The following is a 25,156-nucleotide window of genomic DNA, read 5'->3' as shown; positions in this document are numbered from 1 at the left end:
CGCCAACCTTGCAAGCTCCCCCTGAGCAAAGGAAAAAGGGGGCATCCTACGGCGTGCGAGCAACCCACGTTGCTCCCTTCCTAGCGGCCCACACCACCCATTCGGTGAGGGCGGTTGCCGTTCTCGAAACCTTGCCCTCGCCGCGCCCGGTCGACGATCTCAAAGCGACGCGATGACGGCCTGTCACACTACGAAACCATTCCTCCATTCTCCGACCGGCCGTGATGGAACCATTGGTTCAGCGCCCCAAGCAAACCCGAAAGGAGGATTCCAAGCGGGACGACTTGACATCACTAAGTGAGGTATGTCACGCGCCACTTGCGCTCTTTTGTCGCGCATATCGTGATTTTCGCCATCATAGCGGGAACCTACTTGGAGCGTTATTGAATCTCAGAATCAGCCTTCGCGTCGACCGTGTATCAGTTGCTTGTGAAGTCGGCACAAATATGGGCGCCATTGTGGCGGAATTTTGAATTTGATTGTCACGAAACTATCGATTTTGCAGGTCGCAGATGAAGACGCTGGCGAGGGGAATCATGTGCCAACGTGCTGTCTGTCCGTCGTACGGAAAGCTGACCTATGAGGGTTGCGGGAAACATGTCGAGCAAGTGCTCGCTGGCGTCCCAACGCCTCAGCGATGCACGTGCAAGTCGGAGGAGCGCAGCCGTGCACGCGCAGCGGAAGGGAGGAATCGATCGGAAACGGTGGCGGTCAGACGGGGTGAGTCGGCGCGACGCACGCGGCACCCAGACAGTTCACCGGGCCGATCGAGGGATGGCTGGTGGGCCCAGCTCCTCACTTGGGCGAAAACGCCGGCATGAACCGGGATCATCCACGCAGAGCCCAACGAGCGGGACCTCCTGGCAGATCTGACCGCCCCTTGGCTGGCCTGTGCGCCCAGCACGCGGCCACATGTGGCGTAGGCGATCCCGGTTCAGAGGTGATCTTGCAAAGGTGCGCCGCCACCCGTGACGCGCAGGACCTGGAATGCGCTGAACAGAGTGACCCCTGGCGGATCCCGCCGCTTGCAGTCCAAGGGAGTTACGCGGGTGACAGGGGCGGGCCCGCTTACGCCCCCCGTGGCGGGCCCGCCCCCTGTTCACCTTGCAACGTTTCGAGCGGAGTTCACGTGCACCGTTATCCCGTGCCCATGGTTTGGGCGACTGTGACGTTCTCCTCGGCGTGAGCAGCGGCCAACGCCCCAGCCGTCCGTCCATGCCCACCCAGCGAAAGCCCCCCACGTCGTGACCTTCTCCTTGCACAAGGTCCAACCGGCCGGTCGGCACGCTGCCATGCCCACAGGCAGCCTGCTCCGGCAGATCTACGCACCTCGCGTGTGCGATGCCCTTGCCTACTCCATGTCGACCTATGCCATGCCGCTCGTCGTGCTGGCCACCACCGGCTCCGCGTCCCTGACGGGCCTGGCCTTCGCACTGGAGTGGATACCCCGGGTGGCCGCGTTCGGTTTCGCTGGCGCCCTGGTAGACCGTAGCGGCGCGGCGATCGTGTCGTTCCTCGCCTCGCTCGCCCGCGCCCTGCTGGTGGCGGGCGCCGCTGCCACGCTGATCGCACTGACGCCGGGTACGGTCGAGACCGTCACCGTCATGGCACTGGCCGCCGTGACCGGGACACTGACACAGTTCAGCTTCATCGCCAACGAGGCGGTCGGCGCCATCGTCAGCCGCCGCACCGACAGGCAGGCCCACAAGGTGCAGTCGGTGCTGATCGGCATCGACCAGACGGCCACCGTCATCGGCCCGGCTCTGGGCGGCGTTCTGCTGCTCACCGGCCCGACCCTCATGCTGGTGTGCCTGAGCGTGCTGTCTTTCCTGTCCGCCGCACTGGCGCTGCAGACCCCGCCCACCCCCCTGCGTGCCGCACGCCACGGTGAACCCGCGCCGGGTGGTGGCCTGCGGGAAGGATGGCAGACCCTGCGCTCGCTGCCGTCCCTGCGACGGCTGGTGGCCGGACTGGCCTGCTCCAACCTCATGCTCGGACTGCTGCAGTCGGCCAGCCCTGTTCTCGTGGAGGACCGCTTCGGCCAGTCCCCGGCCGCTGCCGGCGCGCTCTGGTCGATCGCCGCTGCCGTCACCTTGGCCGCGGTCGTCTGCTGCCGGGCGGGCCTCGATCGGCTCGGGCTGTGGGGGGTCGGCGTCATGAGCGCGACCGTCGCGGCCACCGCCTGTCTGGCCGTGCCCCAGGCCCCCTCCTATATCGGCTACGTGACCCTCGTGGCCCTCTTCATGGCCGCCGACGGAGGACTTACCGTCGTCCTGCGCACCCTCCGCTCGCAGGTCATCCCACCCGCGGCCTTCAGCACGACCCTCTCCCTGACCATCCTGCTCCTGCTGCTGCCCTTCCCCGTCGCGGGTGTGCTGCTCGCCCTCACCCCGCCGCCGTACCTGGACGCCCTCATCGGCGCGTGCGCCGTTATGCAGGCGCTCGCTCTGCTCGTCACCTTCCTACGCCTGCGCAACGACCCGATCCTCCGAGCCAGGACATCGCCCGCCCCCCACGAGGCCGGCTGACCCGGCCATTCAGCAGCCCCAGCACGTATGGCCGCGCAGTGGCTACGCACCACCCGGCCATGGCCCTGAGGAGGCAGCAAGTCACGGCTTTGCGCTGCGGGCCGACCAAGGCCCGAAGTTGCTGGGCGATCACCGCGATCTGTTCGTCGTCAGCACCAGCACGGGCCGCTGCCCGGCCTGCCGCCCCAGCTGGTAGCCGCTGACCTCGCGGGAGATGTCGCGGCCGTCGAGGACGCCCCTGCCGTTGCCCTGGTCAGCGCTGATGCAGACCTGACGCAGCTGCTCATCCATGCAGATCAGCCTACGGACCGGCGCGGACAGCCCGGCCAGGCCAGCAAGACGCCCTGCAACGGGGGTTGCGGCCCGCTGGAGGCCTGCTGCGTCGTCTCGTCCATCCAGGTGGTGCGCACGACCGCGAGGGTGTTGGCGTCGGAGATGTCCAGGACCCGCCACACGCGGCCCAACAGCCCCGGATCGGCGGTGGCGTTGGTGACGCGCACGCAGTCGTCACGGGAGGCCAGCGGCGCCTCCAGCGGCGTCAGCAGCCGGTACCGGTCGCGGGCATCATCGTGGTACGCCTGACCGGCCGGGGACATCACCATGCCGGGCCCGTCGGCGGCGAACACCGCGCCCGAGCCCTCCCACACGACGACGTCAGGGCCAGCCACGTACTCGCCGGTGTCCTCGCTCAGGACCTGCGGGCCGGGCCGGAAGATTTGAACGGTGTTCACCATGATCCGCTTCATGACCGGTGCGATCGCGGCCAGCGAGATAGGACTGCTCATGGCTTCGAGCGTAGGCGCCTGCTCGGACAGCGCACCGGCCACAAAGTGAGCGCCCCACCCTCACCGGACGGGGGGAGCGGGAGGGTGGGGCTGGCACACCCGTACCCCGGCCACACGGTTGAACACGCAACCGGGTGGGTCGTTACGGATCATCCACAAAGCCGGGCCCGGCTCGGCTACCGTGCTGCCAACCCCACGGAAGGCAGCTGAGGGATGACGCACGGCGAGGCGTTCGCTCAGGACGGCAGGCCAGTGTGTGACATCTGCCCGTCGCTGCGGCACCCAGGCGGCCTGTTCGACGTCGTGGAACGGCCCTCCAGCAACTGCCCGTTTGACCCTGCCACAGGCCACCGGTTCACAGCGGCTGGTGTACCGGTGTGCGTGCACCCTGAGCGGGCCGGTCTGCCTGCTGCCCCGTACGCCTGGGAGGCGGCGCATGTGCGTGCCCGCCTGGCCTGGCGGATGCAGCAGGTGATCAAACCGACCGCGCTGATCGTCGATGACACCGGATTCCTCAAGGACGGGGACGCCTCGGCATGTGTGGCCAGGCAGTACACCGGTACCGTCGGCAAGGTCACCAACTGCCAGGTCGGCGTCTCGCTGCACCTGGCCTCCGACAACGCCTCGGCCGCCGTCGACTGGCGACTGTTCGTGCCTGAGAGCTGGGATCCCGCCTCGCCGAAGGCCGATGAGGCCAAGGTGGCCCGCCGCACCAAGTGCGGCATCCCCGAAGACATCGGCCATGTCGAGAAGTGGCAGCTGGCCCTGGACATGATCGACGAGACGACGTCGTGGGGTATTGATGTCCCGCTCGTCGTCGCCGACGGCGGCTACGGCGATGCGGCAGCCTTCCGGCTGGGCCTGGAAGAACGCGGGCTGAGCTACGCGGTCGGCATCTCCACCACGACCACCGCCCAGCCGGAAGCGGCAGAACCGCACACCCCGCCTTATGGCGGTCGCGGCGCACGGCCCCAGCCCGCATACCCCGAGCCGGCCCAGGCGGTGAAGAAGCTGGTCATCGAGGCCGGCAAGCGGGCCGCCAAGCCGGTGCAGTGGCGGGGAGGCTCGCGCCCGGGCAGTGGTCGCAGCGGCGTCAAGCGCATGTACTCGCGGTTCGTGGCCCTGCGGATCCGGCCCGCCGGACGCGAGATCCGCAAAGTCGCCGGCGGCCCGGAGCTGCCCGAGCGCTGGCTGCTGGCCGAATGGCCCGCCACCGAGCCAGAACCCGTCCAGTTCTGGTTGTCCAACCTGCCCGCCGACACCCCGCTGGCCACCTTGGTGCGCACCGCGAAACTGCGCTGGCGCATCGAGCACGACTACCGCGAGATGAAGCAAGCCCTGGGCCTGAAGGCCGCACCTGGCGGGGCTGGCACCACCACGTCACTCTCGTCTCCGTCGCGCACGCCTTCTGCACCTTCCAGCGCATCGCCCGGTCCCCAAAAGAGACGGCGCCGGCCTGAGCCTCTACCGGGTCACCCGCGAACTGCAGTTACTCCTCGCACTCTGGTCCGGCGCCTGCCCCACCTGTCACCGCAACATGCCAGCACCGATATGTCCCTGACCAAGCAGTTACTAGCTAGCACGCGCAAGCTGCGAGTTTGCATGAGCCGGTCACCAGTGACGCACAAGCGCCTTGGCCAAAGTGGCGCCAATGCGCTGCTGAGAGACGATGGGAGACGGTTGGGCCTGGCCGTCACGACCGAATCTGACGCAGGAGGCACACCGTGGCTACTTCTTCGTTGCTCCCGACGCCGGTCCTGGAGCCTGCGGCCCAGGAACTGGCGGATTCCACCAAGCCGCACCCGCGCCTCTACGAAGTCCCACCGGAGAACGGCCGAGAGATCCTCGATGATCTGCAGGCGGGGCAGGGGGTGGCCAAGCCCGCGGTGGATGAGGAATGGGTGAGCGTCGACGCGGGCCGATACGGCCAGGTCCGAGCCCGAATCATCCGTCCCCGGGGTGCGACGAAAACCCTCCCGGTGGTTTTGTACGACTGGTGTTGCCCTCGCCTCACGTGATCCAGTTCTCAACGACTGGGGAGGGTTGGCAGGTACCACGCCGACGACAAGCCGGTGCCGCGAGGCTGGTCAGGTGCAGCCCGTGCTCGCGGCCCTGCTCAAGGCTGTACGAGAATCTTCCGGGCCTACTTTCGCCTCTTCCGCAGGATTGGCCGGCCGTGCCGCGTAGCGGCTGCGCATCGCGTCGCTGGCTGCGGGGCCCGCGGTGAAGACGTAGGCGGCGCTGTCGTCGAGTCGGCGGCCGGTTTTGGCGTCGACGACCACGGGCTCGACTTCGTCGCCGCTGTGCGCGTCGACGAGGATCATGCTGCGTTGCGTCGGCGTGAGGCGGTGGTTGCCCCACGCGGCCAGGGCGACGATCACCGGGCGCAGGGAGCGCCCGAGTTCGGTCAGGACGTACTCGTGCCTGACGGGGCTGGTCTGGTAGGGCCGACGCTCCAGCAGACCGTCCGCGACCAGGGTCTTCAGCCGGGTGGTGAGCATGCTGGAGGAGATGCCCAGGCTCTCCTGGAACTGGTCGAAGCGTGTGTAGCCGTCGAAGGCGTCGTGGAGGATCAGCAGTGTCCACCACTCGCCGACGTGTTCCACCGTCGTGGACAGCGGGCACTCCCGGTCCTCCAGCCTGATCCGGCTTGCCACGGCGACCATCCCTTCAGTTACTGCTAAAGTCGAAGTTAGTGGCTTCTATTTTAGCAGTCAGGGCAGGAGCGGCGCCTCGTATACCCGCGACCGGGAACGGAGCACAACGTGACCACGTCCATCAGCGAATCCCTCGAGGGCCGACGCGCTCTGGTCACCGGCGGCACCAAGGGCACCGGAGCCGCCATCGCCCGACGCCTGGCCCAGGCCGGTGCGACCGTGCTGGTCACCGCCCGCAGCCGCCCCGACGACGTCGAGGAGAAGACCTTCATCGCCGCCGACCTGTCCACCGCCGGAGGCGCCGCCCACGTCGCCTCCGAGGTGGACGCCCGCATGGGAGGTGTCGACATCCTGGTCAACACCCTCGGCGGATCCGAGGCACCGGCAGGAGGATTCGCCGCGCTCGGCGAGGATGACTGGGCAAAGGAGCTGAACACGAACCTGCTGGCCGCCGTCCGCCTCGACCGCGCACTCCTACCGCACATGCTCGCCAAAGGCAGGGGCGCGATCGTGCACGTCACCTCGATCCAGCGCCGCATGCCGCTGTGGAACGGCACCCTGGCCTACGCCGCTGCCAAAGCCGCCCTCACGACCTACAGCAAAGGACTGGCCAACGAGGTCGCCCCCCACGGCGTCCGCGTCAACACCGTCTCACCCGGCTTCGTCCAGACCTCGGCCGCCGACAACCTCGTCGCCCGGATCGCCCACGACGCCGGTATCACCCAGGAAGCGGCGCTGGGCCGGCTCATGGACTCCCTGGGAGGCATCCCGCTCGGCCGTCCCAACCAGCCCGAGGAAGTTGCCGAGCTCGTCGCCTTCCTCGTTTCCGACCGCGCCTCGGCCATCGTCGGCGCCGAACACGTCATCGACGGCGGCACCACCCCCACCGTCTGAACCCGCCACCACCATCAGGAGCGTCATGCACGACAACCAGCCCCGGACCATCACCCCGGACGACCTGCCCAAGGTGGCCTCAGTAAGGCAGGGCGACGGCTGGCGTCCGGCGCTCGTCTTCGTGCTGACGACCCGGAGGTTCCTGAGCCGCTGCGAGCGGATTGCCCACCCTGCGCTCGCGTCACGAGGTCCGGCATACCGGATCGAGCTCCAGCGGGAGAGGGAGTCCTGCAGATTGATCACCGTTCGATGCATGCCTAGCCGGCTTGCAGACCAGCGAGGAGCCTGCTCCGCAGGAGCTGTGCGGCTGGCGAGTGCTGACCTCGGCGAGTGATAAGCCCGAGCCGGGCGTGCGTGGCCGCGTTGGCGAGTGGGACAGTCTGCAGGCCGGTGCCTTGTGTGGAGGACGGGCTGAGGACGGCGACGCCCGCACCGCGCTCAGCGAGGCGGAGCAGGGCGGCTGGAGAACTGGCGTCGATGTCCACGCGTGGGTCGAGGCCGATCCTGCGACAGGAGTCCTCGTAGGCGCCGCGGATGCCGGTGCCTGGAGAGAGGCAGAGAATCCTCTCGCCCCGTAGGTCGCCGAGGTCCAGGTCCGCCCGGTCGAGTGGATGCCCGGCAGGGACAGCTGCGGTGATCGGCTCGTCGATGACGATGCTCGCCTCCAGACCTGGGGCGACGCTGCCCGCGTAGCCGATCAGGGCAAGGTCGAGAGGGCCGGTGAGGACCTGGGCCTGGAGGTCGTCGGAGTGGCCCTCGTGAAGGCTGACCTCGATGCCGGGGTGGGCGCGGCCGAGGTCGGCGATGGCGTCGAGGAAGGCCGGGATCGAGCAGCCCATGATCATGCCGACACGGACCCGCCCACGGACGGCATCGGCGAACTCGGCGGCGGTGTGCTTGATGGCTTCAAATGCGGCAAGGGCGTTCTTCGCGAGGGGGAGAACGGCTTCGCCTGCCGGGGTGAGGCGGATTTGACGGCCGGAGCGGTCGAGCAGTTGCTGGCCCAGTTCCGACTCCAGCTTTGCCACTTGCGTGCTGATGCCGGACTGGCTGACGTGCAGACGATGAGCGGCAGCGGTGAAGGTGCCTTCGTCCATGATTGCAGCGAAGTAGCGCAGCTGATGCATCTCCATATCCACTAATGATAGAAGCCATCTAATCCATCTGTTGGACGGATGGATCGCACAGCTGAAGGATGGAGGCATGACGACGACAAGGACTGCGCGAGAGCTCGCCGAGGCGTACTTCACCGCCTGGGAGGCGGGCGACTTCGATACCTTGCGGGGGTTGCTGGCCAAGGATGTCGACTTCGCCGGAGCGCTGGGAACGGTGTCGGGGGTAGAGGCGGCGCTCGCCGGGCTGCAGGGGCTCGGTCAGGTGCTGGAGAAGATCGACGTGAAGGTGCGGGTAGCGGAAGGTGATGAAGTGATCACCTGGTTCGACCTGCGCACAAGCGTTGCGCCACCTACCCCGACGGCGAACTGGATGCACGTGGACGACGGCAAGGTCACCCGAATCCGGGTGACCTTCGACCCCCGCGCGCTGCTGGCGGGATTCGAGAGGCAGAGCTGATCGGGGCAAACCCTAGTGATCAACTCGCTACGCGCCCTAGCGCTAGCCCTGCTCGGCGCGGAGCGCCTGAAGGGTTCTCTCGCTGGCGCGGGCGATGTGCTCACGGAAGGGAAACACCCGAGGGTTGGCCACCTCGCGGCATAGGGCGGCGAGCGCCTCGATCGCGGCCGCTGGCGGCACCCTGCGCGGTTTCACCGCGCACGACCCGACCTGCAAGCGGATGAAGTGGAGCGGTGGCCCGAGCCACCGATGTGAGGGGACTGCGCGAAGGCGCTGACAAGGTTCCATCGGTCGCGGGTGTCGTCGGCCGGCCTCGACCCAGACCCGATGCCCTGCTCGCCGACCGCGCCTACGACCACGACAAGTACCGTCGTCTGCTCTGGGATCGCGGCGTCCGCCCCGTCATCGCCGAACGAGGCGTGGAACACGGTCTGGCCTGGGCATCTTCCGCTGGGTGGTCGAGCGCACGATCGCCTGGCTGCACGGCTTTCGACGGCTGCGGATCCGCTGGGAGCGGCGCGACGACATCCACGAAGCCTTCCTCGCCCTCGCCACCTGCCTGATCACCTACCGACACGTCCAACGCCTTTGTTAGGACCTCTAAAGCTTCGTGGCGGCGGGCGCTGTGTAGGCGACACCGGCCAGGGTTGCAGGCAGGGCGACGGCTCCGGTGACCGCCATGGCGACGGCGAGTCCCGTGCGCCAGTTCCTTCGTGGTCTGTCCATGTGGCTGACTCCGTTCAGCTGGGGAACTGGCCCAGCGAGTCGCCGACGTTCGCGACCATGCCGAGTGTTGTCGGGCCGAAGGAGAAGGAACCCGCGGCGGTGGCTCCCGATGAGGTGGTACGGAACACCCACACGGCACCGACGCCGTGGTTCTCCCCGAGCGCCGCCACGACGGGCTCCGCCCGGCCGTCGCTGTCACCGTCGACGAGGTGGACGCCACGGCCGAACAGGTCGACGGACTCGGCGGTGCCGGGGACATTCGCGGTGTTCTGGCTGAAGACCTTGGTGCCGGCACCGGTCGGCCCCTTCGGGCCGCCCGGGACCACGGCGAAGGTGCCCGCCCAGGCCAGCTTGCCGACGGCCTCCTGCCCATTGCCTGCCAGGACGTCCCCGTACCCGTCGCCGTCGACGTCCCCGATGGAGAGCGCGGAGCCGAAACTGTCGTCTTCCTCCTGGGTGCCGGGAACACCGGGGGTGTCCTGGTCGATCACCCGGGTCGTGGTGGTGCCCGGGCCGGTCGCGGTGCCGTAGTTGATGTGGAGCGATGTCCCCCCGACGACGAGGTCGGCTCGGCGGTCGCCGTTGAGGTCTCCGAGGCCCACCTGGGTGCCGGGCGCGAGGAGTCGTCCCTTCGCGTCCTTCAGGGTGATGGGCGGCAGCAGGCCGTCGCGGCTGCCGCGCAGGTAGTTCAGGTGGGACGGGGTGTACTCCTCGTCGTCCGGTGCGATCGCGCTGACGCCGACGACGAGGTCGGTGATCCCGTCGCCGTCCACGTCGCCGGCTGCCGCGGAGTAGAGGGGGTCGTAGCTTCCGGCGACTTTGATCCCCTGGATCGAGGCGGCGCTGCCGTCCCGTCCGAAGGGGCCGTACTCCACGCGGTCGGGCCGGACCAGGTCCTGGTGCCCGTCGCCGTTGAAGTCACCGGTGGCGGACACGCTCTCGTGGTACGCGGCACTGCCGGCAGCCCGCAGGACCGTCCCGGAGACGAAGCCGCCGGGGGCACCCCACAGCACGGTCCTGCTGCCCTCCAGGTCGACGCCGTCCTGCGTCCAGTTCTCGGAATCGGCCGTGACCACCAGGTCGGTGAACCCGTCCCCGTCCAGGTCGGCTGCGTCGAGCCGGGACCCGAAGTGGTCGTTCACCTCGGGCGAACCGGGGACACCGGCGGACGCCTGCGAGTACACCTGCTTCCCACGGGTGCCGAGTCCGCTCGCGGACCCGTACAGCACGGCGACGTATCCGGCCCCGGTCTTGCCGCTCGCCGTACCGGACGAGGCGGCGACGGCCAGATCCGCGTACCCGTCCCCGTTGAAGTCCTCCCGCACCCGGATGGTCGCGGGCGCGGCATGAGCGGCCGGCGCGGGAGCGACGGCGGTGGCGGACAAGAGGGCGAGGGCGACGACGAGGGTACGTCGCATTCTGGGTGCCACAGGCTGGAACACACGAACTCCGGCAATCTGAAGGGAAGTTGACGACGGGGGGATCAAGATCCCCTCCATGCTGCCCAGTACGACTCGCCACGTCGCCGGTTGGTTGCCCTGTTGGGTGCCGGAAGTTTCCCTGGGATTAACCTCGCCATTTCGCTTCAAATGGTTGAGCGGGGGTGATGGCGGAGGACTGGTGCTGTCGGCCCCTGGTCGTTGAGTGGGCATGGCTTGGGCCCGACGCTCGGGCCGGGGTCTCCAACGGGTTCCTTGGTGGTTGGCGGGCAGGGACAGTGCCGCGGGTCAGGTCGCCGGTCGCGGTAGTGCGGTGAGGCGGGCGAAGGCGTTGATGAGTTCGTGCCGCCAGGGCCAGGTCACGGCGATCCGCAGGCGAAGGCGGCGGCCGCCGCGGGTGATGCGGGCGGCTGCGTGCAGCAGCCGGTAGCGCAGCCTCTTCGACTCAGCGGTGGCCAACTCTCCTTCCAGCAGGAGGGTCTGGGTCCAGGCGAGCAGGTCGGTGGCGACCAGGGACAGCTCCAGCCACGGGCTCGCAGGACGGTCAGGCAGACGTGGGCGGCCATGGCCAGAGTCATGTGGCGGTGCCGGCCCGGGTAGCGGCGGAGCTCGTGGCGGCACGGTCATCACTGCCGAGCCGCCGCGGGCTCACGCCGGACGGGAGAATGCCGCACCCTACGAAGGAGCGACCGGCAATGAAGGCCGTTGGCTGATGACGGGCCCCGACCCAGACAGCCGTCGCGATTAGCGCTGTCAGCACTCGTGCGGTGGGGGGGTTGGTGTCCAGCCGCACTACGAATGCTGGCATATACCATTGATTTCACACTCCGGATGCAGTTTCTGTCTCCCTCTGTCGGACGGACGGGTCGATGCAGAGCACTGACCCGGCAGGCGTCGGCTAGTCAGAGTTGAGCATGGTCATGCAGGACACGAGTTCGGGCGGCGGCGCCCCTGCTCCCGGCCGGCCGGCCGTTGGCCGCGCCGGGGTGTTCCAGGAGCTGTTGCCCATGGCGGTATGGGCGGCCGATCACCAGGGGCGTGTGTGGCTGTGGGAGCTGGCGGCACAGGACCTTCTGGGCTGGAGGCCGGAGCAGATCATCGGCCAGGACGGGCTGCCGCTGCTGGTCCCGGAATGCAACCTGGAACTAGCCGGTGAACTGACGGCCCGGTCCCGGGCCGGAGAGGCGGTGGTAGGGGCATACCCAGTGCGGCACCGGGATGGGCACACGGTCGAGATGGAGATGTGGATATCCCCCATCGCCGATCCCGCCGGGCAGCCCGGCACGCTGGTCATTGCCGCCGAGACCTCGTCCGTGGGGCGCATGAGGGATTCGCTGGCCGCCTTGGAGGGGCTGTTCACTCAGTCACCGATCGGCCTGGCCCTGTTCGACCGGGAGCTGCGCTATGTGCGGGTCAACGATGCCCTTGCCGCCATGAACGGCCAGCCCGCCGCCGCGCATGTGGGTAAGCGAATCGGCGAGGTGGCCCCGGGGATAGACCCCTCATTGGTGGAGTCGCTGATGCGGCAGGTGCTCCAGACGAGGCATGCCGTGCTTGACCGCCGCACCGGCCGCACTCCAGCCACCCCCGAGCAGGACCGCGTCTGGTCGTCCTCCTACGCCCCGCTGACGAGCGGCGACGGCGAAGCACTCGGGGTGATCGCCTCAGTCATCGATATCACCGAGGGGCAGGCCGATCACCTGCGGGTCGAGCGGGCACGTCAACGGTTCGCGCTTCTGGCCGAGGCCGGAGCGCGCATCGGCACCACCCTTGACCTGCGGCAGGCTGCCAGCGGCCTGGCACAGATGCTCGTGCCTCAACTCGCCGACACCGCTCAGGTGATGCTGCTGGAGGAAGTGCTCGCCCCGGACGATGTGGGCGCATCCACCCACGACCTGCTGCACTGCCTGGCCACCGCGAGACCCGCCCTCGCCCCGTCGGGGCGCCCTCCTGCGGAGGTGACGTATCGCATCACACCCGGATCGGTGCATGCCACGGTCCTGGCCGAACGGCACTCCCGGACCGTGCCCCTGCCGCTGCCACTCCTGAACGCTGTCACCCCCGATCCACCGGCTGCGGGGCTTTTCGGCCACAGCGCTCCGGGCACCGCGCGGGTCATCCCGCTGACCGCCCGGGGCAAGGTGCTCGGCCTGGTGATCGCCACCCGCACTCGCAGTGAGCAGTTCGACGAACAGGACACCGTGCTCGTCGACGAGCTGGTCGCCCGGGCGGCACTGAACATCGACAACGCCCGCCTCTACGCCGGCCGCCACCAAGCGGCTCTCACCCTGCAACGCAGCCTGATCAAACCGCTTCCCACGGTGCCGGGGCTGGAACTGGCCACCGGCTACCTGCCCGCCAGCAGCGAGAACGAAGTGGGCGGGGACTGGATCGACGTCCTCACCCTTCCCGACGGCAGGACCGGCCTGATCATCGGCGACGTCATGGGACATGGCATCCGGGCCGCAGCCGTCATGGGCCAGCTGCGCACCGTGGCCCGCACCCTGGCCTACCAGAACCTTCCACCAGACCGTTTGCTGCACTACCTGGACATCGCAGTGGCCGACCTGGGCGAGAGTGAACTGGCCACCTGCGTCTACGCCGTCTACGACCGGACCACCTCCAGCTGCCTGATCACCCGCGCCGGGCACCCCCCACCCCTCCTGGCCGACCCGAACGGCACCATCCAGTTCCTCGAGAAAACCTGCGGCGTACCACTGGGCGTACCGCGCGATGCTTCCTTTGAGACCGAACACGTCGTGCTCCCACCTGGCAGCATCCTCGTCCTCTACACCGACGGCCTCATCGAGAGCCACGACCACGACGTGGACCACGGCATGCATCAACTAGCCCACTTCCTAAGCGAGCCCAGCCAGACCCTGCAGGAGACCCGCGACCGCCTCCTCAACCACCTATTGCCCACGTCACCCCAGGACGACGTCGCGGTGCTCCTCGCCCGGCCACGATGATATTTACCGACCGGCTCCCGCCTGCCCGCGAAGCCCTCGAAGACAGCCACGACGATCTCCAACTGCGCAGACGCGGCGCAGCGGGCCCGAAAGATCGGTTCCTGCGGGCCCGCTGCGCTCAGTCCAGGCGCGGTCCCTGAACCATTCGCCACGCAGCAGCACAGCCCCCGGGAGACTCCGGCGATCCCGCTGTCCTGCGTCCAAGAGGGCTCCTGGACGTGGGCGCGGCGGTGTGGTCCGTCGGTTGCCTACCGCCGCATCTTCACAGCCGCAGGGATCGGGGCGATTCACCGGGCCTGGCCCCTGTCGCCGCACAATGCAGGGCTCGAGGAGACTTCGACGGCGCTTCTGGACGAGCGGGCTATGACGCGGAGCGGCGTGCGGCGCCGAAACTTGGGACCCGCAGCCGTCCGGTGCCGGGGCCGCCTGCTGGGTGGAGGGCCGGTCAGGCCGGTGGGGGGAAGCGGACGGCGAGCAGGGCTCGGTCGTCGGGGAACGCCGCCTCGGGCTGGTGGTGAAGGAACCGGTCGCACAGCTCGGCGATGCCCAGACCGCTGGTGGTGCGCGCGCACGTGGTCAGCCGTTGCATTCCTACGGCGAAGTCTTCGCGACGGCGCTCGATCAGCCCGTCCGTGTACAGCAGCAGGGTGTCGTTCTCGGTCACGGTGGTGTCGGCCTGTCGGTAGCAGATGTTCCGGACGGGGCCTAGCGGTGGTGAGGTGGCGTCGTCGAGGTAGGCGCTGGTGCCATCGGCGTGGATGAGCAGCGGTGGCGGATGGCCGGCTCTGGCGTAGGTCAGAGCGCCGGTGCGGCGGTCGAAGACCAGGTAGCAGGCCGTGGCCATGCGGTTCGGATGGTAGCGGCCGATGAAGGTGTTGAGCTCGTCCAGGACGGCGGCGGGGTTGCTGCCGCAGCGCGGCACGATGTTGCGCAGGGCGGCGGTGATCTGGGCCATGACGGTCGCTTCGGGCAGTCCGTGGCCGGCGACGTCGCCGATGCTCAGGCCGATGTGATCGGCGTCCACGTCGTAGACGTCGTACCAGTCGCCGCCGACCGAGAGCAGGTCACTTCCCGGGGCGTAGCAGGTGGCCGTCTCCAGACCGGGCAGGCGTGGCAGCTGCGGCAGCAGGCTGAGCTGCAGGCGCTCAGCGACCCGGTGCTCGTGCTCGTGCAACCCGGCCCGGCGCAGGGCCTGGGCGATCTGCTGGGCCACAGCCTTCACGTGCGCGGGACCGGTAGAGCTGTGTGAGCCGTAGACGATCAGCATGCCCAGCTGGACACCGTCCGCCTCCAGCGACAGCGCGAGCGGAACCGCATCCGCGGCTCCGCCGGAAATCGAGCCGCCCGAGGAAGAAGGCCGGTCCAGGTCGGTCCAGCCCCCCACGTCAGCCGGAAGACCGTTGTCCCCCGGCTGCAGGGGCGGCACCAGCCGCGCCGAGTGCAGATAGAGCGCCGCCTCGGCGGCCCCCAGGGCGGCCGGCGCCACCTCACTGACGACGCGGGAAACCTGCGCGAGGGTGATCGCACCGGCAAGGGCGGCGGTCAGCTCGTACAGGTGCTGCAACTGGGCACGGGCGGCCTGTTCAGCGGCCAGCAACCGCGCCCGGTCCACTTCGGTGGCCCGACGGAAGGCAACCTCCCGGTTCAGCGCCTCCACCTGCTGGCTGAGCACCACGAACTGGTCGGACGCCCCGGCCTCGACAAGATGCAGCTGCAGCGTCGGCTGCGGGCCGTCCCACCACGAGGCCCGTGCCCCGTGACAGCGAAAACGCCGCATGCGACCGTCAGCGTCCTTGATGACCAGCGCGCCGGGCAGCGGGCTGCCGCTGCGCAGCCATACAGCCAGCTGCTGACGCAGCCACGGTGTGTCGTCGGGCCGTAGCTCGAACAGGCTGGCGCCCGGGCGCAGCCGGTCGTCACAGCGACCGGCCGCCGGGTTGGCGGCCAGCACGCGGCCGTCGGCCCCGCACAGCAGCACCGGATGGGGCAGCGGTTTGGTGATGGCCCGGAAGAGGCCAAGGGTCATGGAGCCACAGCCTGATCTGTGAAGTACTCACGGCCACTCACCGTCTCGACGTCCACGTCGGGGACCAGGTGGACCACCACGCGGCAGCCCGCGTCGCCGCGCGCGATGGTCTCCTGAAGCTCCACCCGCGCATAGCCCAGGTTGCGGGCGGCGATGGTGCCGAAGACGTTCGACGTCATCATGCACATCGACTCCCGGCCCACCACCTTCTCGGCGAACGGGCACACCCGGTTGCCCAGCACGATCTTCTTCTCGTCGTGCTCGATGACGTAGAAGTCACCGTTGATGCGGCGCTTGAGATCCACGAGGGCCTCGGCGACCTGCACACCTGTGAGCCGGTCGGCTCCCAGCGCCTTGAGGTACATCTCGTCGATCTGCGTGCCGACGGCCTGCCCCACCAGGCTGACGTAGCCGGACGCCTCCTCCAGCCCCATCACCGACTCCAGCGACGTCGCCAACTCACGCACCAAAGTCCGCAGGAACACATCACGGTCCAGTGGAATCTCCACATCGGAAACCTGTCCCATGCCGACTCTCCCTCGCCCTCAGGCCACGACGGCAGCGCGACCCGCGTGGCCTCATCACCCATGACGGGGCTTGATTCTGCCAGCGCCCTCCAGCCCGCCACCACCAACCCTGTCCCTAGATCGACGAATGACCTTCACAGAAATTGACGGCCCCGGCCGACACAGACGGTTCACCAAGCAGGCATGGGTAACCCGACAGATGGCTGCCGTCGGCTGCGCACCGCGCCTGCCAGCGGCGGCGTTGGGCCACCCTGCTGGAGGAAGCTCGTGAAAGGCGAACCGACCATTCCATCCTGCGAGTCGCGTTTCCCTGCGGTCACGGCGAGCATCGCAGCTGCCCGGCACTGGGTCCGCGACTGCGTGGAAGGCTTCGGCGGACCGCTGCGTCGGCACCCGGTGATCCAGACCGCCGAACTGCTCGTCTCGGAACTGATCACCAACGCCATCCGCCACGGCGCCGGCCCACCCCTTATCCGACTCACCTGGACCGGTCGACTGCTGCGCATCGCGGTCAGCGATTACAGCGATCGCCAGCCCCGCATACGCGCCACTGCGAACACCGAGCCCGGCGGCTTCGGCATGCAGCTCCTCGAACGACTCGCCCTACGTTGGGGCGTCACCCAACGCCACCCCGGCAAAACGGTCTGGGCGGAACTCAGCCTCGGCTCCTGAGCTCGCCTCCACGGCGCCGATCGCCACTACGGGAAACTCCGACGGAACCGGCCCCTGACCCGCCATAGCTCGCCCCACCTGGACCCATGCAGACCCCTGTGGCCTGCTTTTCCAGGTCGAGTCAGGATGCGATCAGCAACCCCCGCACGGATGAAAGGCGCGGGTCACCGTTCGCGCCAGACGCGAGAGGACCCGCAGGCTGCAATCCATCTCTTGGCCAGGCTGGGCGTCCTCGGTGCCTGGCCGGGTATCGTGCCAACTGATCGATAGAGGGGCCGCCGTGCGGCCGAGCCCGGCGAACTGGGGGGAAAGCGTGAGTGTCCCACCTGGCGTGGACGGGTCAGCTGTCGCGCCGCCACGTGGCGCGGTACTGCAGATCGATCCGTTGCCTGACAATGCTGGGCTGGGGGTGATCGGGGAGATCAGCGTGAACACACGGACCATTTGGCAGCAGACTCTGAAACAACTGGTCGAGCGTCACACAGACGTGCTGCATGTGGATCTGTCCCGAGTGAGCTTCGTCGACGTGGCCGGTGTGACGGGCCTGGCGGTCACCGCCCAGCGTCTCCCCGAAGGACAGCGGATCGTGCTTCACCGACCTCCGGCGCAGGTGCCACGCATCCTTGAGCTTTTCTGGCCCGGGCTTGCCGCGATCGAGGTGGCTGCATGATGAGCACAGCCACCTCGCACGAACCGTTCGTTCACCCGGCGCTCTTCTACCGCGGCAGCGACCAGTACATCGCGGGAACGGTTCCCTTCCTGCGAGAAGGGCTGGACGCAGGTGAGCCCGCAGCCGTCGCCGCACCGCCTGATCGCCTGGAGCTGATCCGCGAGGGGCTCGGGGAGCGAGCAGCAGAAATCCGCTTCATCGACATGACCGAGGCCGGCCGCAACCCCGGCCGCATCATCCCGAGTGTGCTGCGCAAGTTCGCCGACGCCCACACGGGAGCCCGCCGGGTCCGCATCATCGGCGAACCAATCTGGCAAAGTCGATCCGCCGTCGAGTACCCGGCGTGCGTCCAGCACGAGGCGCTGATCAACGCCGCTTTCGCCGGGCGCTCGGTAACCATCTTGTGCCCCTACGACGCCAACCGGCTGGAGAAGCAGTCCCTCAGTGACGCCCTGGCGACCCACCCGGTCGTCATCGACGCGGATGGCGCAACGCGGTCTGCCGCCTACAGCCCTGAGCAGATCATCGCCCGCTACAACGAGCCCCTGCTCGCCCCACTCGGCACCGCGGCCTGCCCTTTCGCCTCCCAGACACTGCCCGACGCCCGCGACTTCGCCGTGTCCCAGGCGCGGTCCCTCGGCGTGTCCGGCATGAACCTGGGGGATCTGGAACTCGCGGTGGCGGAGCTGACCACCAACAGCGTCGTCCACGGCGCCGGCTCGGGGACACTGCGGATCTGGGCCGAGAGCGACCGGATCATCTGCGAGGTCCACGACGGCGGACAGATGACCGACCCCCTGGCCGGCCGCCGCCCGCCGAATCCCACACAGCCGGGTGGCCGTGGACTCCTACTCGTCCACCAACTCGCCGACCTCGTCCGCGTCCACACCGGCCCCCACGGCACCACCATTCGCTGCTACCTCCCCGCCTGACCAGCACAACGTGGCGGCCCGCTCACGCGGCGTGCCCCTCGCTCCAAGGCGATCGCCGATGCGGCATCGCCCCCTTCCACCCACAGGCGCGATGTGCCGTGTGGGGCCCGGACCTCAGAGTCTGCCCGGCGCCGGACCCCCACCCCGCCTCCTGAGCCACCGGCGCGCAGCCACAGCACAGCAGGTCCGGGAGATCGGGTCGAGCAGACCCGCTGCACGTCGCCCCCGCGCAATCCCTTGACGCGGTCTGGGACCGCCCCGAGTCCGCCAGCTCCTCGACGCGATCGACCACGCTCGGCGGTACGTTCCCGTCGATCAGGCGGCCGTCGGCATACACCCAGGCGACCTCGTCCAGCGCCTCGCTGTCGTTCTCCGTCAGCACGACACGGCCGCCTTTGGCGGTGACGTTCGCAGCGAGGGCCTCGGCGCGGGTACGCGCCAGATCGTGCGCGTCGGCGTCCGTCACCCCGCTCAGCAGCACGTGCGAGACCACGACCAGTATCGCGACCACGGCGGTGGCGATCAGCACGGTCAGCGCGACGACCCTGCTGCGGAATCCCGTCACTACCATCGGTAGCCCACGCCGCGGACGGTCACCAGACGCTCGGCCACGCCCAGCGGACGGAGCTTGGTCCGCAGCCGGCGCACGAAGGAATCGAGGGTGTTGTCGCTGACCTGCGCTCCGTGCGGCCAGCCGGCGGCGATGAGGGCGTGGCGGCGTACGGCGTCGCCCTGCGAGGCGATCAGGCGGCCCAGCAGCCGGAACTCGGTCGGGGGCAGGCTCTCGCTCACCGAGCTGTAGGTCACCACGTGCTTCGCCGGATCGAGGACGACCTCGCGCGGTGCGGGCGCCACGGTGGCCCGGCGCAGGAGGGCTCGGACGCGGACCAGCAGTTCCGGGATGTCGAAGGGTTTGGTCATGTAGTCGTCGGCGCCGGCCTCGAAGCCGCCCACCTTGTGATGCAGGCCGTCCAAGGCGGTGAGCATCAGCACCGGCGCGTCGACACCGCGAGCCCGAAGGGCCAGGCAGACGTCGCGGCCGTCGGCGTCCGGGAGCCCGAGATCCAGAACGACCAGTTGGGGCGCCGGTGCGAGCTGCCGCAGCAGGCTGTCGGCCGTGGCGGCGACGGAAACGGTGTGGCCGTCGTACTCCAGCGCGCTTGAGGACGCCGCGGACCGCCGCGTCGTCTTCGCACACCAGGATGAAAGCCACGCGCTGACCCTAGACACTCCCGTCCCAGTTCTCCATCTGCCCTGATCAGCCGCCTGACGGTCGTGAGGGGTGCGGGCGCCGCACGCCCGTGCCCTGCCAAGCCGCGACAGTCCGGCGCGACCGTCCGAGCCGCAGGCGGCTGCAGCAGCGGTTCGATCAGGGCCCACTCAGCGTTCGTGGTGTCCGCGGGGTAGCGACGACGGCGCATGCGAATGCTCGAGGACCGGCCGAGGCAGCCCGCCGACGAGAGAGCGACCTGTTCCGTACCTATCGCCACGCCACAACTGACCCACGATGTGCGGCCGGGGGCCGGCGGTGCGGGGCGACCCATGAAATGCGCCCAGCCAACCGTTCGATCGCCGCGCACGCGGCGTCGGGCGGGACGATCGGCTACCGACTGCCCCAGGTGTCCGCGCCGGGGGCCTCCTCCGCCAGAGCCAGACGGGCGGTGAGGCGTTTGCCGACCGGCTCCCGCATCGCCTCGAAACCTTGACAGAGGGCCATCACGATCTCCAGTCCGTGCTGACCCACCCGCCCCGCGTTAGCGGCACGGGCCACCGGCAGGACCGGGTCGGAGTCCCACACCTGGACCTCCACCAGATCCCCAGCGATCCGCAAATCCAGCAGGATCGGACCAGACGCGTACTTCTGGGCGTTGGTGACCAGCTCGCTCACCACCAGCTGCGTCACCTCCACCGCCCGCTGCGAGACCGCAACACCGTGTTCGGCGCGCATCCTGATCAGAAAGCTGGCGGCCATGTGGCGGGCCTCAGCGATGCAGCCCCCCTGTCCGTCCAGCGCCACCGCGGCGCCCAGCGGGGCGTCATGGGAATGGGGCGTCATGATGTCCTCGCCCGTCAGGGCCCGTTGCACACGCGCCGCCTCTACTGCCTCATAGTTTCCAGCGCTGGTACCCGTGGTCGCCTCAGTCAATCATCGTTGACACATCACTGTTGGCTATGCCACACAAGGGCGTCCACTCGTAGGATGCGAGGCATCATTCACGGCAAAATGCCAGGTCACACCGTTGTCGAGGGAGCCGAGGAAAAATTCGTGGTGGAGACCGAGGACGCATATCAGGCGCAACCGCTGGAGGTCACCTGCACCGCCACCGACGGGATCACCGTGGTGACCGTGGCCGGCGAGATCGACCACACCAGCGCCGGGCCCCTCATCGAGGCTCTGGGGCTCGGTGAACTCGGCGACCCGCCGCGTGTGGTCGTCGACATGCGGCAGGTGATCTTCATGGACTCCACCGGCATCAACGTCCTGCTCGCCGCCCACCGCGACGTCACACCCGCCGGCGGCTGGCTGCGCCTGGCCGGTGTACAGCATTCCATCATGCGCACCCTGGAGCTCGTCGGCGTCCACCACATCATTTCCTGCTACCCCAGCCTCCAAGAGGCCCTCGCCGCCTGACCAGGCCAGCAGCCCAGTACCGCCCGAAATGGACGCCGCGTGTTCCCGCTTCACGTCAGGTACTGCGCCTGCCTGGGCGAAGAAACACCTCAACCTCACGATCAAGACCGTCGCCCGCCCGAAGGACACCTCCGGCTCCGTCCTTGTCCCGCGCCGCTGGGTCGTCGAACGCTCCTGGCCTGGATCATGAACGCCCGCCGCACGCGCGAGACTACGAACGGCTCATCCAGCATTCGGAGACCTGATCACCTGGGCGGCGATCACCCTGATGACCCGCCGTCTCACCCGCCGCACCAGGAAACCAACTCTCCTGGACCTGGCCGTCTGACCGCGACAGATCCTGCCGCTCGATGCGGCGAGTTGACCTGCCAGCGCTGGCCGCGCGCCACCGTAGTTGTGGAAGTAGTTGCGCATCTTCACGGTGAGACACCGAGGCATCGCGGCCGTATGGAAGGAGAAGGCACTTACCTTCGCACGACCCTGCCGGAGGTAGCTCACCCGTGGCCATCAGCAAAGCCGCCCCGCCCGGGCCGATTTCCCGGACTCGGCAACCACAGGCCGGCGGGGAGCCCGGCCGACGAGGCCAGGAGGGGTGGCACTTCAACTCCTCCCTCGCCCTGACCGTGCTCCTGCTCGTCGTTGTCCTCATGCAGGGCCCGATCCGCCGGGCGCTGGCCACCCCGGTGATGCAGAGCTGGATGACGGTGTTCGTCGCGATGGTGGTCCAAGCGCTGCCGTTTCTCGTCTTGGGCGCGCTGCTGTCGGCGGCGATCGCCGTTTTCGTACCGCCCTCGTTCTTCGCCCGTGCCCTGCCCGGCCGTACCGCCCTCGCCGTTCCGGTGGCCGGTGTGGCGGGTGCGGTACTGCCTGGCTGTGAGTGCGCGTCCGTGCCGGTGGCCAGCGCACTGGTGAAGCGGGGTGTCACACCGGCCGCGGCCCTCGCGTTCCTGCTGTCCGCCCCGGCGATCAACCCGATCGTCCTGACCGCCACAGCTGTCGCCTTCCCACGCGACCCGCGGATGGTCCTGGCCCGCTTCCTGGCGAGTCTGCTGGTGGCCTGTGTGATGGGCTGGTTGTGGCAGCGCCTCGGCCGCACCGACTGGCTGCGCCTGCCAGCACACACGGAGCACACCGGCCAGAGCAAAGGAGAGAGGTTCTGGGGGTCGGTCCGGCACGACACGATGCACGCGGGCGGCTTCCTGGTACTCGGCGCAATGGCCGCGGCCACGCTGAAGACAGCGGCTCCGGCGAGCTGGCTGCGCACGGCAGCCGGCAATCCGGTACTTGCGGTCCTGGCCCTGGCGGTCCTCTCCGTAGTGCTATCGATCTGCTCGGAGGCTGACGCGTTCGTGGTGGCGTCGCTGACCCAGTTCTCACTGACGGCCAGACTGACGTTCCTGGTGGTCGGCCCGATGATCGACCTGAAGCTGTTCGCGATGCAGGTGGGCACCTTCGGCCGCGGCTTCGCACTGCGCTTCGCCCCCACCACTTTCGCCCTCGCCATCGCGGGCGCGGTGCTGACCGGGACGGTGCTGCTGTGAACCGGCAGGCACAGGCGGCGGTCCTGCTCCTGATCGGCGTGGCCCTGCTGCACGCGGGCCTCACCGACCTGTACCTGCGCTACGTCAAGGGGGGCCTGCGCCCGCTGCTGCTGATGGCCGGGACGCTCCTGGCCATGACTGCGCTGGCGACGGCCTGGTACGAGTGGAAGCGCGCGCGTCGCAAGGAGCGGGGTGCCTGTACTGGTGACGAGACCCGGGAGCACGCTCACCGCGAGCCTCTCACGTCCTGGCTCCTCGTCCTTCCTCTCTTCGCTCTCATCCTCGTAGCCCCGCCGGCCCTGGGCTCCTACAGCGCGATGCGCACCGGTACAGCCCTGCAGCCACCGTACGGCTATGCGAAACTCCCGACCGGTGACCCCGTACCGATCAGCCTGGTCGACTATGCGGGCCGCGCGTTCTACGACCACGGCCATTCCCTGGAAGGCCGCAGCGTGCGGATCACCGGTTTCGTCGCAGTGGCCCGCTCGGGGACCCCCTACCTCGTCCGCATGGCCCTCAACTGCTGTGCCGCTGACGCCCAGCCGGTGAAGATCGGCCTTACCGGGAACATCCCGCCCGTCCTGCAGCCGAACGCATGGCTGGAGGTGACAGGCAGGTATACCGCGCAGCGGACCCGGGACCCTGTGAACAACGGCCCGATCCCCTTCCTCCAGGTCACCGAAGCCAGGCCCGCGTCAACGCCCCACGACCCCTACGACGAAACGTGGAACAACTGAGCGACCATGGGTGAGGTCCTGGCGGGCCACGCGCACGCGGTTGCGCAGCTCCTGCACCCGGCGCGGCACCCTGACGGCCCACGCCCGGTCCCGGAAGTGCCGCTTGACCTCACCGGTGACGGTCGGCACGGCGTAGCTCTCGGAGGCGCCGCGGGAAGGGTCGAAGCGGTCGACAGCCTTCACCAGCCCGAGGGCGGCGACCTGGCGCAGGTCCTCGAGCGCTTCGCCGCGGTCGCGGAAGCGGCCGACGATCCGGTGGGCCATCGGCAGCCAGGCGGTGACGAGTTCATCGCGTACGGCGTCACGCTCAGGACCGTCGCCCAGGTCCGCCAGTCGGGCAAACAACCCGGCGGTGTCGGGGGCGTCGTCATGGCTCTGTCGCCCAGGCGTTGTGCCGAGGGTCCTCGTGCACGTGCCGGGGAGGCTCGTCGATGTGTCGGTCGGCATGCGCAATCGCTCCCGAAACGGTCTAAGGGGCGACGACCCCATAGACGGCATGTTCCGGAGCCAACGACCCCAACGGTGCTGTCAGGGTTCGCCACGCAAGGAAGCACCGTGACCGCTGGACAAGGCCGGCAGCCCGGGACTTCCCGCTGAGCGCGCGCCTCCGGTCCGAAGCACGAAACCCCCGCCTACCCTCCGGTGCCACCCGCAAACCCGCCACTTGTAACACGCAGAGGCCACTGGCACCCTGTTGCGCTCTGCGCGTGCTTCAGTGCCGTGGGTGGAGTCTTACGAGCAAGGCAGCCACCCCAACACAACGTGCCATTCGACGAGATCGCTCCACCTCCGCGCCCTCGCTGACCGGTCTGCTCAACCCCCGAGCGCGCTGTTCGTCATGGTGCCGCTACGCAGCCTCGCCCCGGGCGTGAGCGTTGCGGACGCGTGAGGGGTCCTTTCCTGTTGCCCTGGATCAGGCATGTGGCGGGATCGGCGTGGCGTGGGCGGATCACCGGGTGCGGCGCGGTCACTTCTCGACAGGTCCATCCCGTGCAAGGCCAGAGCGAGCAGGCAGGCCGGAAGGGCCGGCTTCTGGCAGCGGGCGAACGCCTTCTTCGCCGCCCACGGCATCAGCGTCGAACGGGTCCTGACCGACAACGGCTCCTGCTACAAGTCCAAACTGTTCACCCAGACGCTGGCCACGTCCGGCATCACCCACAAGAAGATCCGGCCCTACCGGCCGCAGACCAACGGCAAGGTCGAACGCTTCAACCGCACCCCGCTCGATGAATGGGCCTAATCAGTGACATGATCGCGACGCTACATTTCCCCGGCGCGCCGAACAATCGGAATGCGGCAGTCACTGCCACTCGTCCTGGGCGCACCGCCGACGACGGCTCACCCCTCAGTCAGCGGGTAGATCACGAACCCACACTGGAGTGCTAGGCCAAGTACGCGACTTGCAAGCTGAGTAAACCGAGGGCGCCATCCAGCGGATCACCTCCGAGAACACCACCTGGAAGCAGCGCGTCCGCCAGCTCACCACCGACAACCGCACCCTCGACGAACGCCTCAAGGCCGCCCGCTCCAAACTGGATTTCCAGGACCGTCGCGTCATCGACCTCGAAGCCCGCATCACCGAACCGGGACCAAAGTCCTGATCCGTTCCGCCCAGGCACTGCACGGCCCGTCCACATTCCCGGTGGACGGGCCGTCCCATGGAGTGGTGATCACCTTGTCCGGCCGCGCTGAACGCAGCCACCATCGTCTGCCGCCTCGCCGGAACAGCGGCACAAGTCTGAAACTTCGCCCTGACCGCCGCTCTCTTGTCAGTTCCAACAGCCTTGCGAAGACGGTTAGTTCCCGATGGAGGTGTGACGTTTCGCCCAGCCCATTGACCTGTCGCAGC

The 25,156-nt window shown here is 68.6% G+C and carries 20 protein-coding genes and 8 pseudogenes; 15 read left to right on the top strand and 13 right to left on the bottom strand.

The genetic code is table 11. The annotated features are described in order from the left end of the window. Positions 1-1,244: 1,244 nt before the first annotated feature. Positions 1,245-2,528 carry an MFS transporter gene (locus tag AB0924_RS22540; RefSeq protein ID WP_366912322.1) on the top strand — a complete coding sequence of 428 codons (1,284 nt, stop codon included), beginning with the start codon at positions 1,245-1,247 and terminating at the stop codon, positions 2,526-2,528. A 129-nt stretch (positions 2,529-2,657) separates the two neighbouring features. Here AB0924_RS22540 and AB0924_RS22535 read toward each other — a convergent pair whose 3' ends face one another. Beyond that, positions 2,658-2,819 (bottom strand): hypothetical protein, encoded by a 162-nt coding sequence (locus AB0924_RS22535; protein ID WP_366912321.1) that lies wholly within the window; start codon positions 2,817-2,819, stop codon positions 2,658-2,660. A gap of 5 nt (positions 2,820-2,824) precedes the next feature. Then, positions 2,825-3,313, bottom strand: a complete 489-nt coding sequence (locus AB0924_RS22530) for a DUF6093 family protein (RefSeq protein WP_366912320.1) — start codon at positions 3,311-3,313, stop codon at positions 2,825-2,827. 411 nt (positions 3,314-3,724) lie between these two features. On the opposite strand from AB0924_RS22530, the pseudogene AB0924_RS22525 reads away from it, so the two are divergent. Together AB0924_RS22525 and AB0924_RS22520 are read left to right on the top strand one after the other, a co-directional pair. After that, a pseudogene (locus tag AB0924_RS22525) lies at positions 3,725-4,773 on the top strand (IS701 family transposase); the annotation flags it as partial. Positions 4,774-5,037: 264 nt separating this feature from the next. Next, a pseudogene (locus AB0924_RS22520) lies at positions 5,038-5,304 on the top strand (esterase); the annotation flags it as partial. A 96-nt stretch (positions 5,305-5,400) separates the two neighbouring features. Here the strand turns inward: AB0924_RS22520 and AB0924_RS22515 are convergent. Beyond that, the gene (locus AB0924_RS22515; RefSeq protein WP_366912319.1) at positions 5,401-5,979 is read right to left on the bottom strand and encodes a helix-turn-helix domain-containing protein; all 579 of its coding nucleotides are present in this window, start codon (positions 5,977-5,979) and stop codon (positions 5,401-5,403) included. Between the two features lie 99 nt (positions 5,980-6,078). Here AB0924_RS22515 and AB0924_RS22510 point away from each other — a divergent pair, with 99 nt between their 5' ends. Continuing rightward, entirely contained in the window at positions 6,079-6,864 is a 786-nt protein-coding gene (locus AB0924_RS22510; protein WP_366912318.1) for an SDR family oxidoreductase, read from the top strand. A gap of 257 nt (positions 6,865-7,121) precedes the next feature. On the opposite strand, the gene AB0924_RS22505 is transcribed toward AB0924_RS22510, so the two are convergent. Further along, entirely contained in the window at positions 7,122-7,997 is an 876-nt protein-coding gene (locus AB0924_RS22505; RefSeq protein WP_366912317.1) for a LysR family transcriptional regulator, read from the bottom strand. 70 nt (positions 7,998-8,067) lie between these two features. On the opposite strand from AB0924_RS22505, the gene AB0924_RS22500 reads away from it, so the two are divergent. Together AB0924_RS22500 and AB0924_RS22495 are read left to right on the top strand one after the other, a co-directional pair. After that, complete coding sequence (locus AB0924_RS22500; protein ID WP_366912316.1) at positions 8,068-8,436, top strand: nuclear transport factor 2 family protein; 369 nt, start codon at positions 8,068-8,070, stop codon at positions 8,434-8,436. A 275-nt stretch (positions 8,437-8,711) separates the two neighbouring features. Then, positions 8,712-9,031: pseudogene (locus AB0924_RS22495) on the top strand (transposase); the annotation flags it as partial. Between the two features lie 5 nt (positions 9,032-9,036). Here AB0924_RS22495 and AB0924_RS22490 read toward each other — a convergent pair. The 3 genes and pseudogenes from AB0924_RS22490 to AB0924_RS22480 all read right to left on the bottom strand — a co-directional run. Next, positions 9,037-9,162, bottom strand: a complete 126-nt coding sequence (locus tag AB0924_RS22490) for a hypothetical protein (protein ID WP_358940358.1) — start codon at positions 9,160-9,162, stop codon at positions 9,037-9,039. A 14-nt stretch (positions 9,163-9,176) separates the two neighbouring features. Further along, a complete protein-coding gene (locus tag AB0924_RS22485; RefSeq protein WP_366912315.1) occupies positions 9,177-10,580 on the bottom strand; it encodes a VCBS repeat-containing protein in 1,404 nt (467 codons plus the stop codon). Positions 10,581-10,889: 309 nt separating this feature from the next. Then, positions 10,890-11,129: pseudogene (locus tag AB0924_RS22480) on the bottom strand (transposase); the annotation flags it as partial. Positions 11,130-11,515: 386 nt separating this feature from the next. Here AB0924_RS22480 and AB0924_RS22475 point away from each other — a divergent pair. Next, positions 11,516-13,570 (top strand): SpoIIE family protein phosphatase, encoded by a 2,055-nt coding sequence (locus AB0924_RS22475; protein ID WP_366912314.1) that lies wholly within the window; start codon positions 11,516-11,518, stop codon positions 13,568-13,570. Between the two features lie 445 nt (positions 13,571-14,015). Here AB0924_RS22475 and AB0924_RS22470 read toward each other — a convergent pair whose 3' ends face one another. Next, a complete protein-coding gene (locus AB0924_RS22470; protein WP_358940361.1) occupies positions 14,016-15,596 on the bottom strand; it encodes a SpoIIE family protein phosphatase in 1,581 nt (526 codons plus the stop codon). Further along, positions 15,593-16,123: a methanogen output domain 1-containing protein gene (locus tag AB0924_RS22465; RefSeq protein WP_358940362.1), complete on the bottom strand. Its 531-nt coding sequence runs from the start codon at positions 16,121-16,123 to the stop codon at positions 15,593-15,595. Before AB0924_RS22465 ends, AB0924_RS22470 begins: the two co-directional genes overlap by 4 nt. Before the next feature lie 267 nt (positions 16,124-16,390). Here AB0924_RS22465 and AB0924_RS22460 point away from each other — a divergent pair, with 267 nt between their 5' ends. The 3 genes from AB0924_RS22460 to AB0924_RS22450 all read left to right on the top strand — a co-directional run bounded on the left by AB0924_RS22460 (position 16,391) and on the right by AB0924_RS22450 (position 18,397). After that, entirely contained in the window at positions 16,391-16,795 is a 405-nt protein-coding gene (locus AB0924_RS22460) for an ATP-binding protein (protein WP_358940363.1), read from the top strand. A 331-nt stretch (positions 16,796-17,126) separates the two neighbouring features. After that, positions 17,127-17,465 carry an STAS domain-containing protein gene (locus AB0924_RS22455; RefSeq protein WP_366912313.1) on the top strand — a complete coding sequence of 113 codons (339 nt, stop codon included), beginning with the start codon at positions 17,127-17,129 and terminating at the stop codon, positions 17,463-17,465. Beyond that, the gene (locus tag AB0924_RS22450) at positions 17,465-18,397 is read left to right on the top strand and encodes an anti-sigma factor RsbA family regulatory protein (protein ID WP_366912359.1); all 933 of its coding nucleotides are present in this window, start codon (positions 17,465-17,467) and stop codon (positions 18,395-18,397) included. Before AB0924_RS22455 ends, AB0924_RS22450 begins: the two co-directional genes overlap by 1 nt. A 22-nt stretch (positions 18,398-18,419) precedes the next feature. On the opposite strand, the gene AB0924_RS22445 is transcribed toward AB0924_RS22450, so the two are convergent. The 3 genes and pseudogenes from AB0924_RS22445 to AB0924_RS22435 all read right to left on the bottom strand — a co-directional run bounded on the left by AB0924_RS22445 (position 18,420) and on the right by AB0924_RS22435 (position 20,453). Continuing rightward, the gene (locus AB0924_RS22445) at positions 18,420-18,926 is read right to left on the bottom strand and encodes a hypothetical protein (protein WP_366912312.1); all 507 of its coding nucleotides are present in this window, start codon (positions 18,924-18,926) and stop codon (positions 18,420-18,422) included. 35 nt (positions 18,927-18,961) lie between these two features. Beyond that, positions 18,962-19,610, bottom strand: a pseudogene (locus AB0924_RS22440) (response regulator transcription factor). Between the two features lie 390 nt (positions 19,611-20,000). Continuing rightward, positions 20,001-20,453: an ATP-binding protein gene (locus tag AB0924_RS22435; protein ID WP_358940367.1), complete on the bottom strand. Its 453-nt coding sequence runs from the start codon at positions 20,451-20,453 to the stop codon at positions 20,001-20,003. A gap of 168 nt (positions 20,454-20,621) precedes the next feature. Between AB0924_RS22435 and AB0924_RS22430 the strand changes: the two genes are divergently transcribed. The 4 genes and pseudogenes from AB0924_RS22430 (at position 20,622) to AB0924_RS22415 (ending at position 23,307) form a co-directional block, all read left to right on the top strand. After that, positions 20,622-21,029 (top strand): STAS domain-containing protein, encoded by a 408-nt coding sequence (locus tag AB0924_RS22430; RefSeq protein WP_366912311.1) that lies wholly within the window; start codon positions 20,622-20,624, stop codon positions 21,027-21,029. Between the two features lie 73 nt (positions 21,030-21,102). Continuing rightward, positions 21,103-21,318 (top strand): annotated as a pseudogene (locus AB0924_RS22425) (transposase); the annotation flags it as partial. Between the two features lie 211 nt (positions 21,319-21,529). Continuing rightward, a complete protein-coding gene (locus AB0924_RS22420) occupies positions 21,530-22,570 on the top strand; it encodes a permease (RefSeq protein WP_366912310.1) in 1,041 nt (346 codons plus the stop codon). Continuing rightward, complete coding sequence (locus tag AB0924_RS22415) at positions 22,567-23,307, top strand: TIGR03943 family protein (RefSeq protein WP_366912309.1); 741 nt, start codon at positions 22,567-22,569, stop codon at positions 23,305-23,307. Before AB0924_RS22420 ends, AB0924_RS22415 begins: the two co-directional genes overlap by 4 nt. A 9-nt stretch (positions 23,308-23,316) precedes the next feature. Here the strand turns inward: AB0924_RS22415 and AB0924_RS22410 are convergent. After that, a pseudogene (locus tag AB0924_RS22410) lies at positions 23,317-23,754 on the bottom strand (sigma-70 family RNA polymerase sigma factor); the annotation flags it as partial. Between the two features lie 577 nt (positions 23,755-24,331). On the opposite strand from AB0924_RS22410, the pseudogene AB0924_RS22405 reads away from it, so the two are divergent. Next, positions 24,332-24,544: pseudogene (locus AB0924_RS22405) on the top strand (DDE-type integrase/transposase/recombinase); the annotation flags it as partial. Between the last annotated feature and the right edge of the window lie 612 nt (positions 24,545-25,156).

It is taken from the genome of Streptomyces sp. NPDC047869, from assembly GCF_040704065.1.
GTDB lineage: Bacteria > Actinomycetota > Actinomycetes > Streptomycetales > Streptomycetaceae > Streptomyces.
This window is presented reverse-complemented; position numbering and strand designations above follow the sequence as displayed.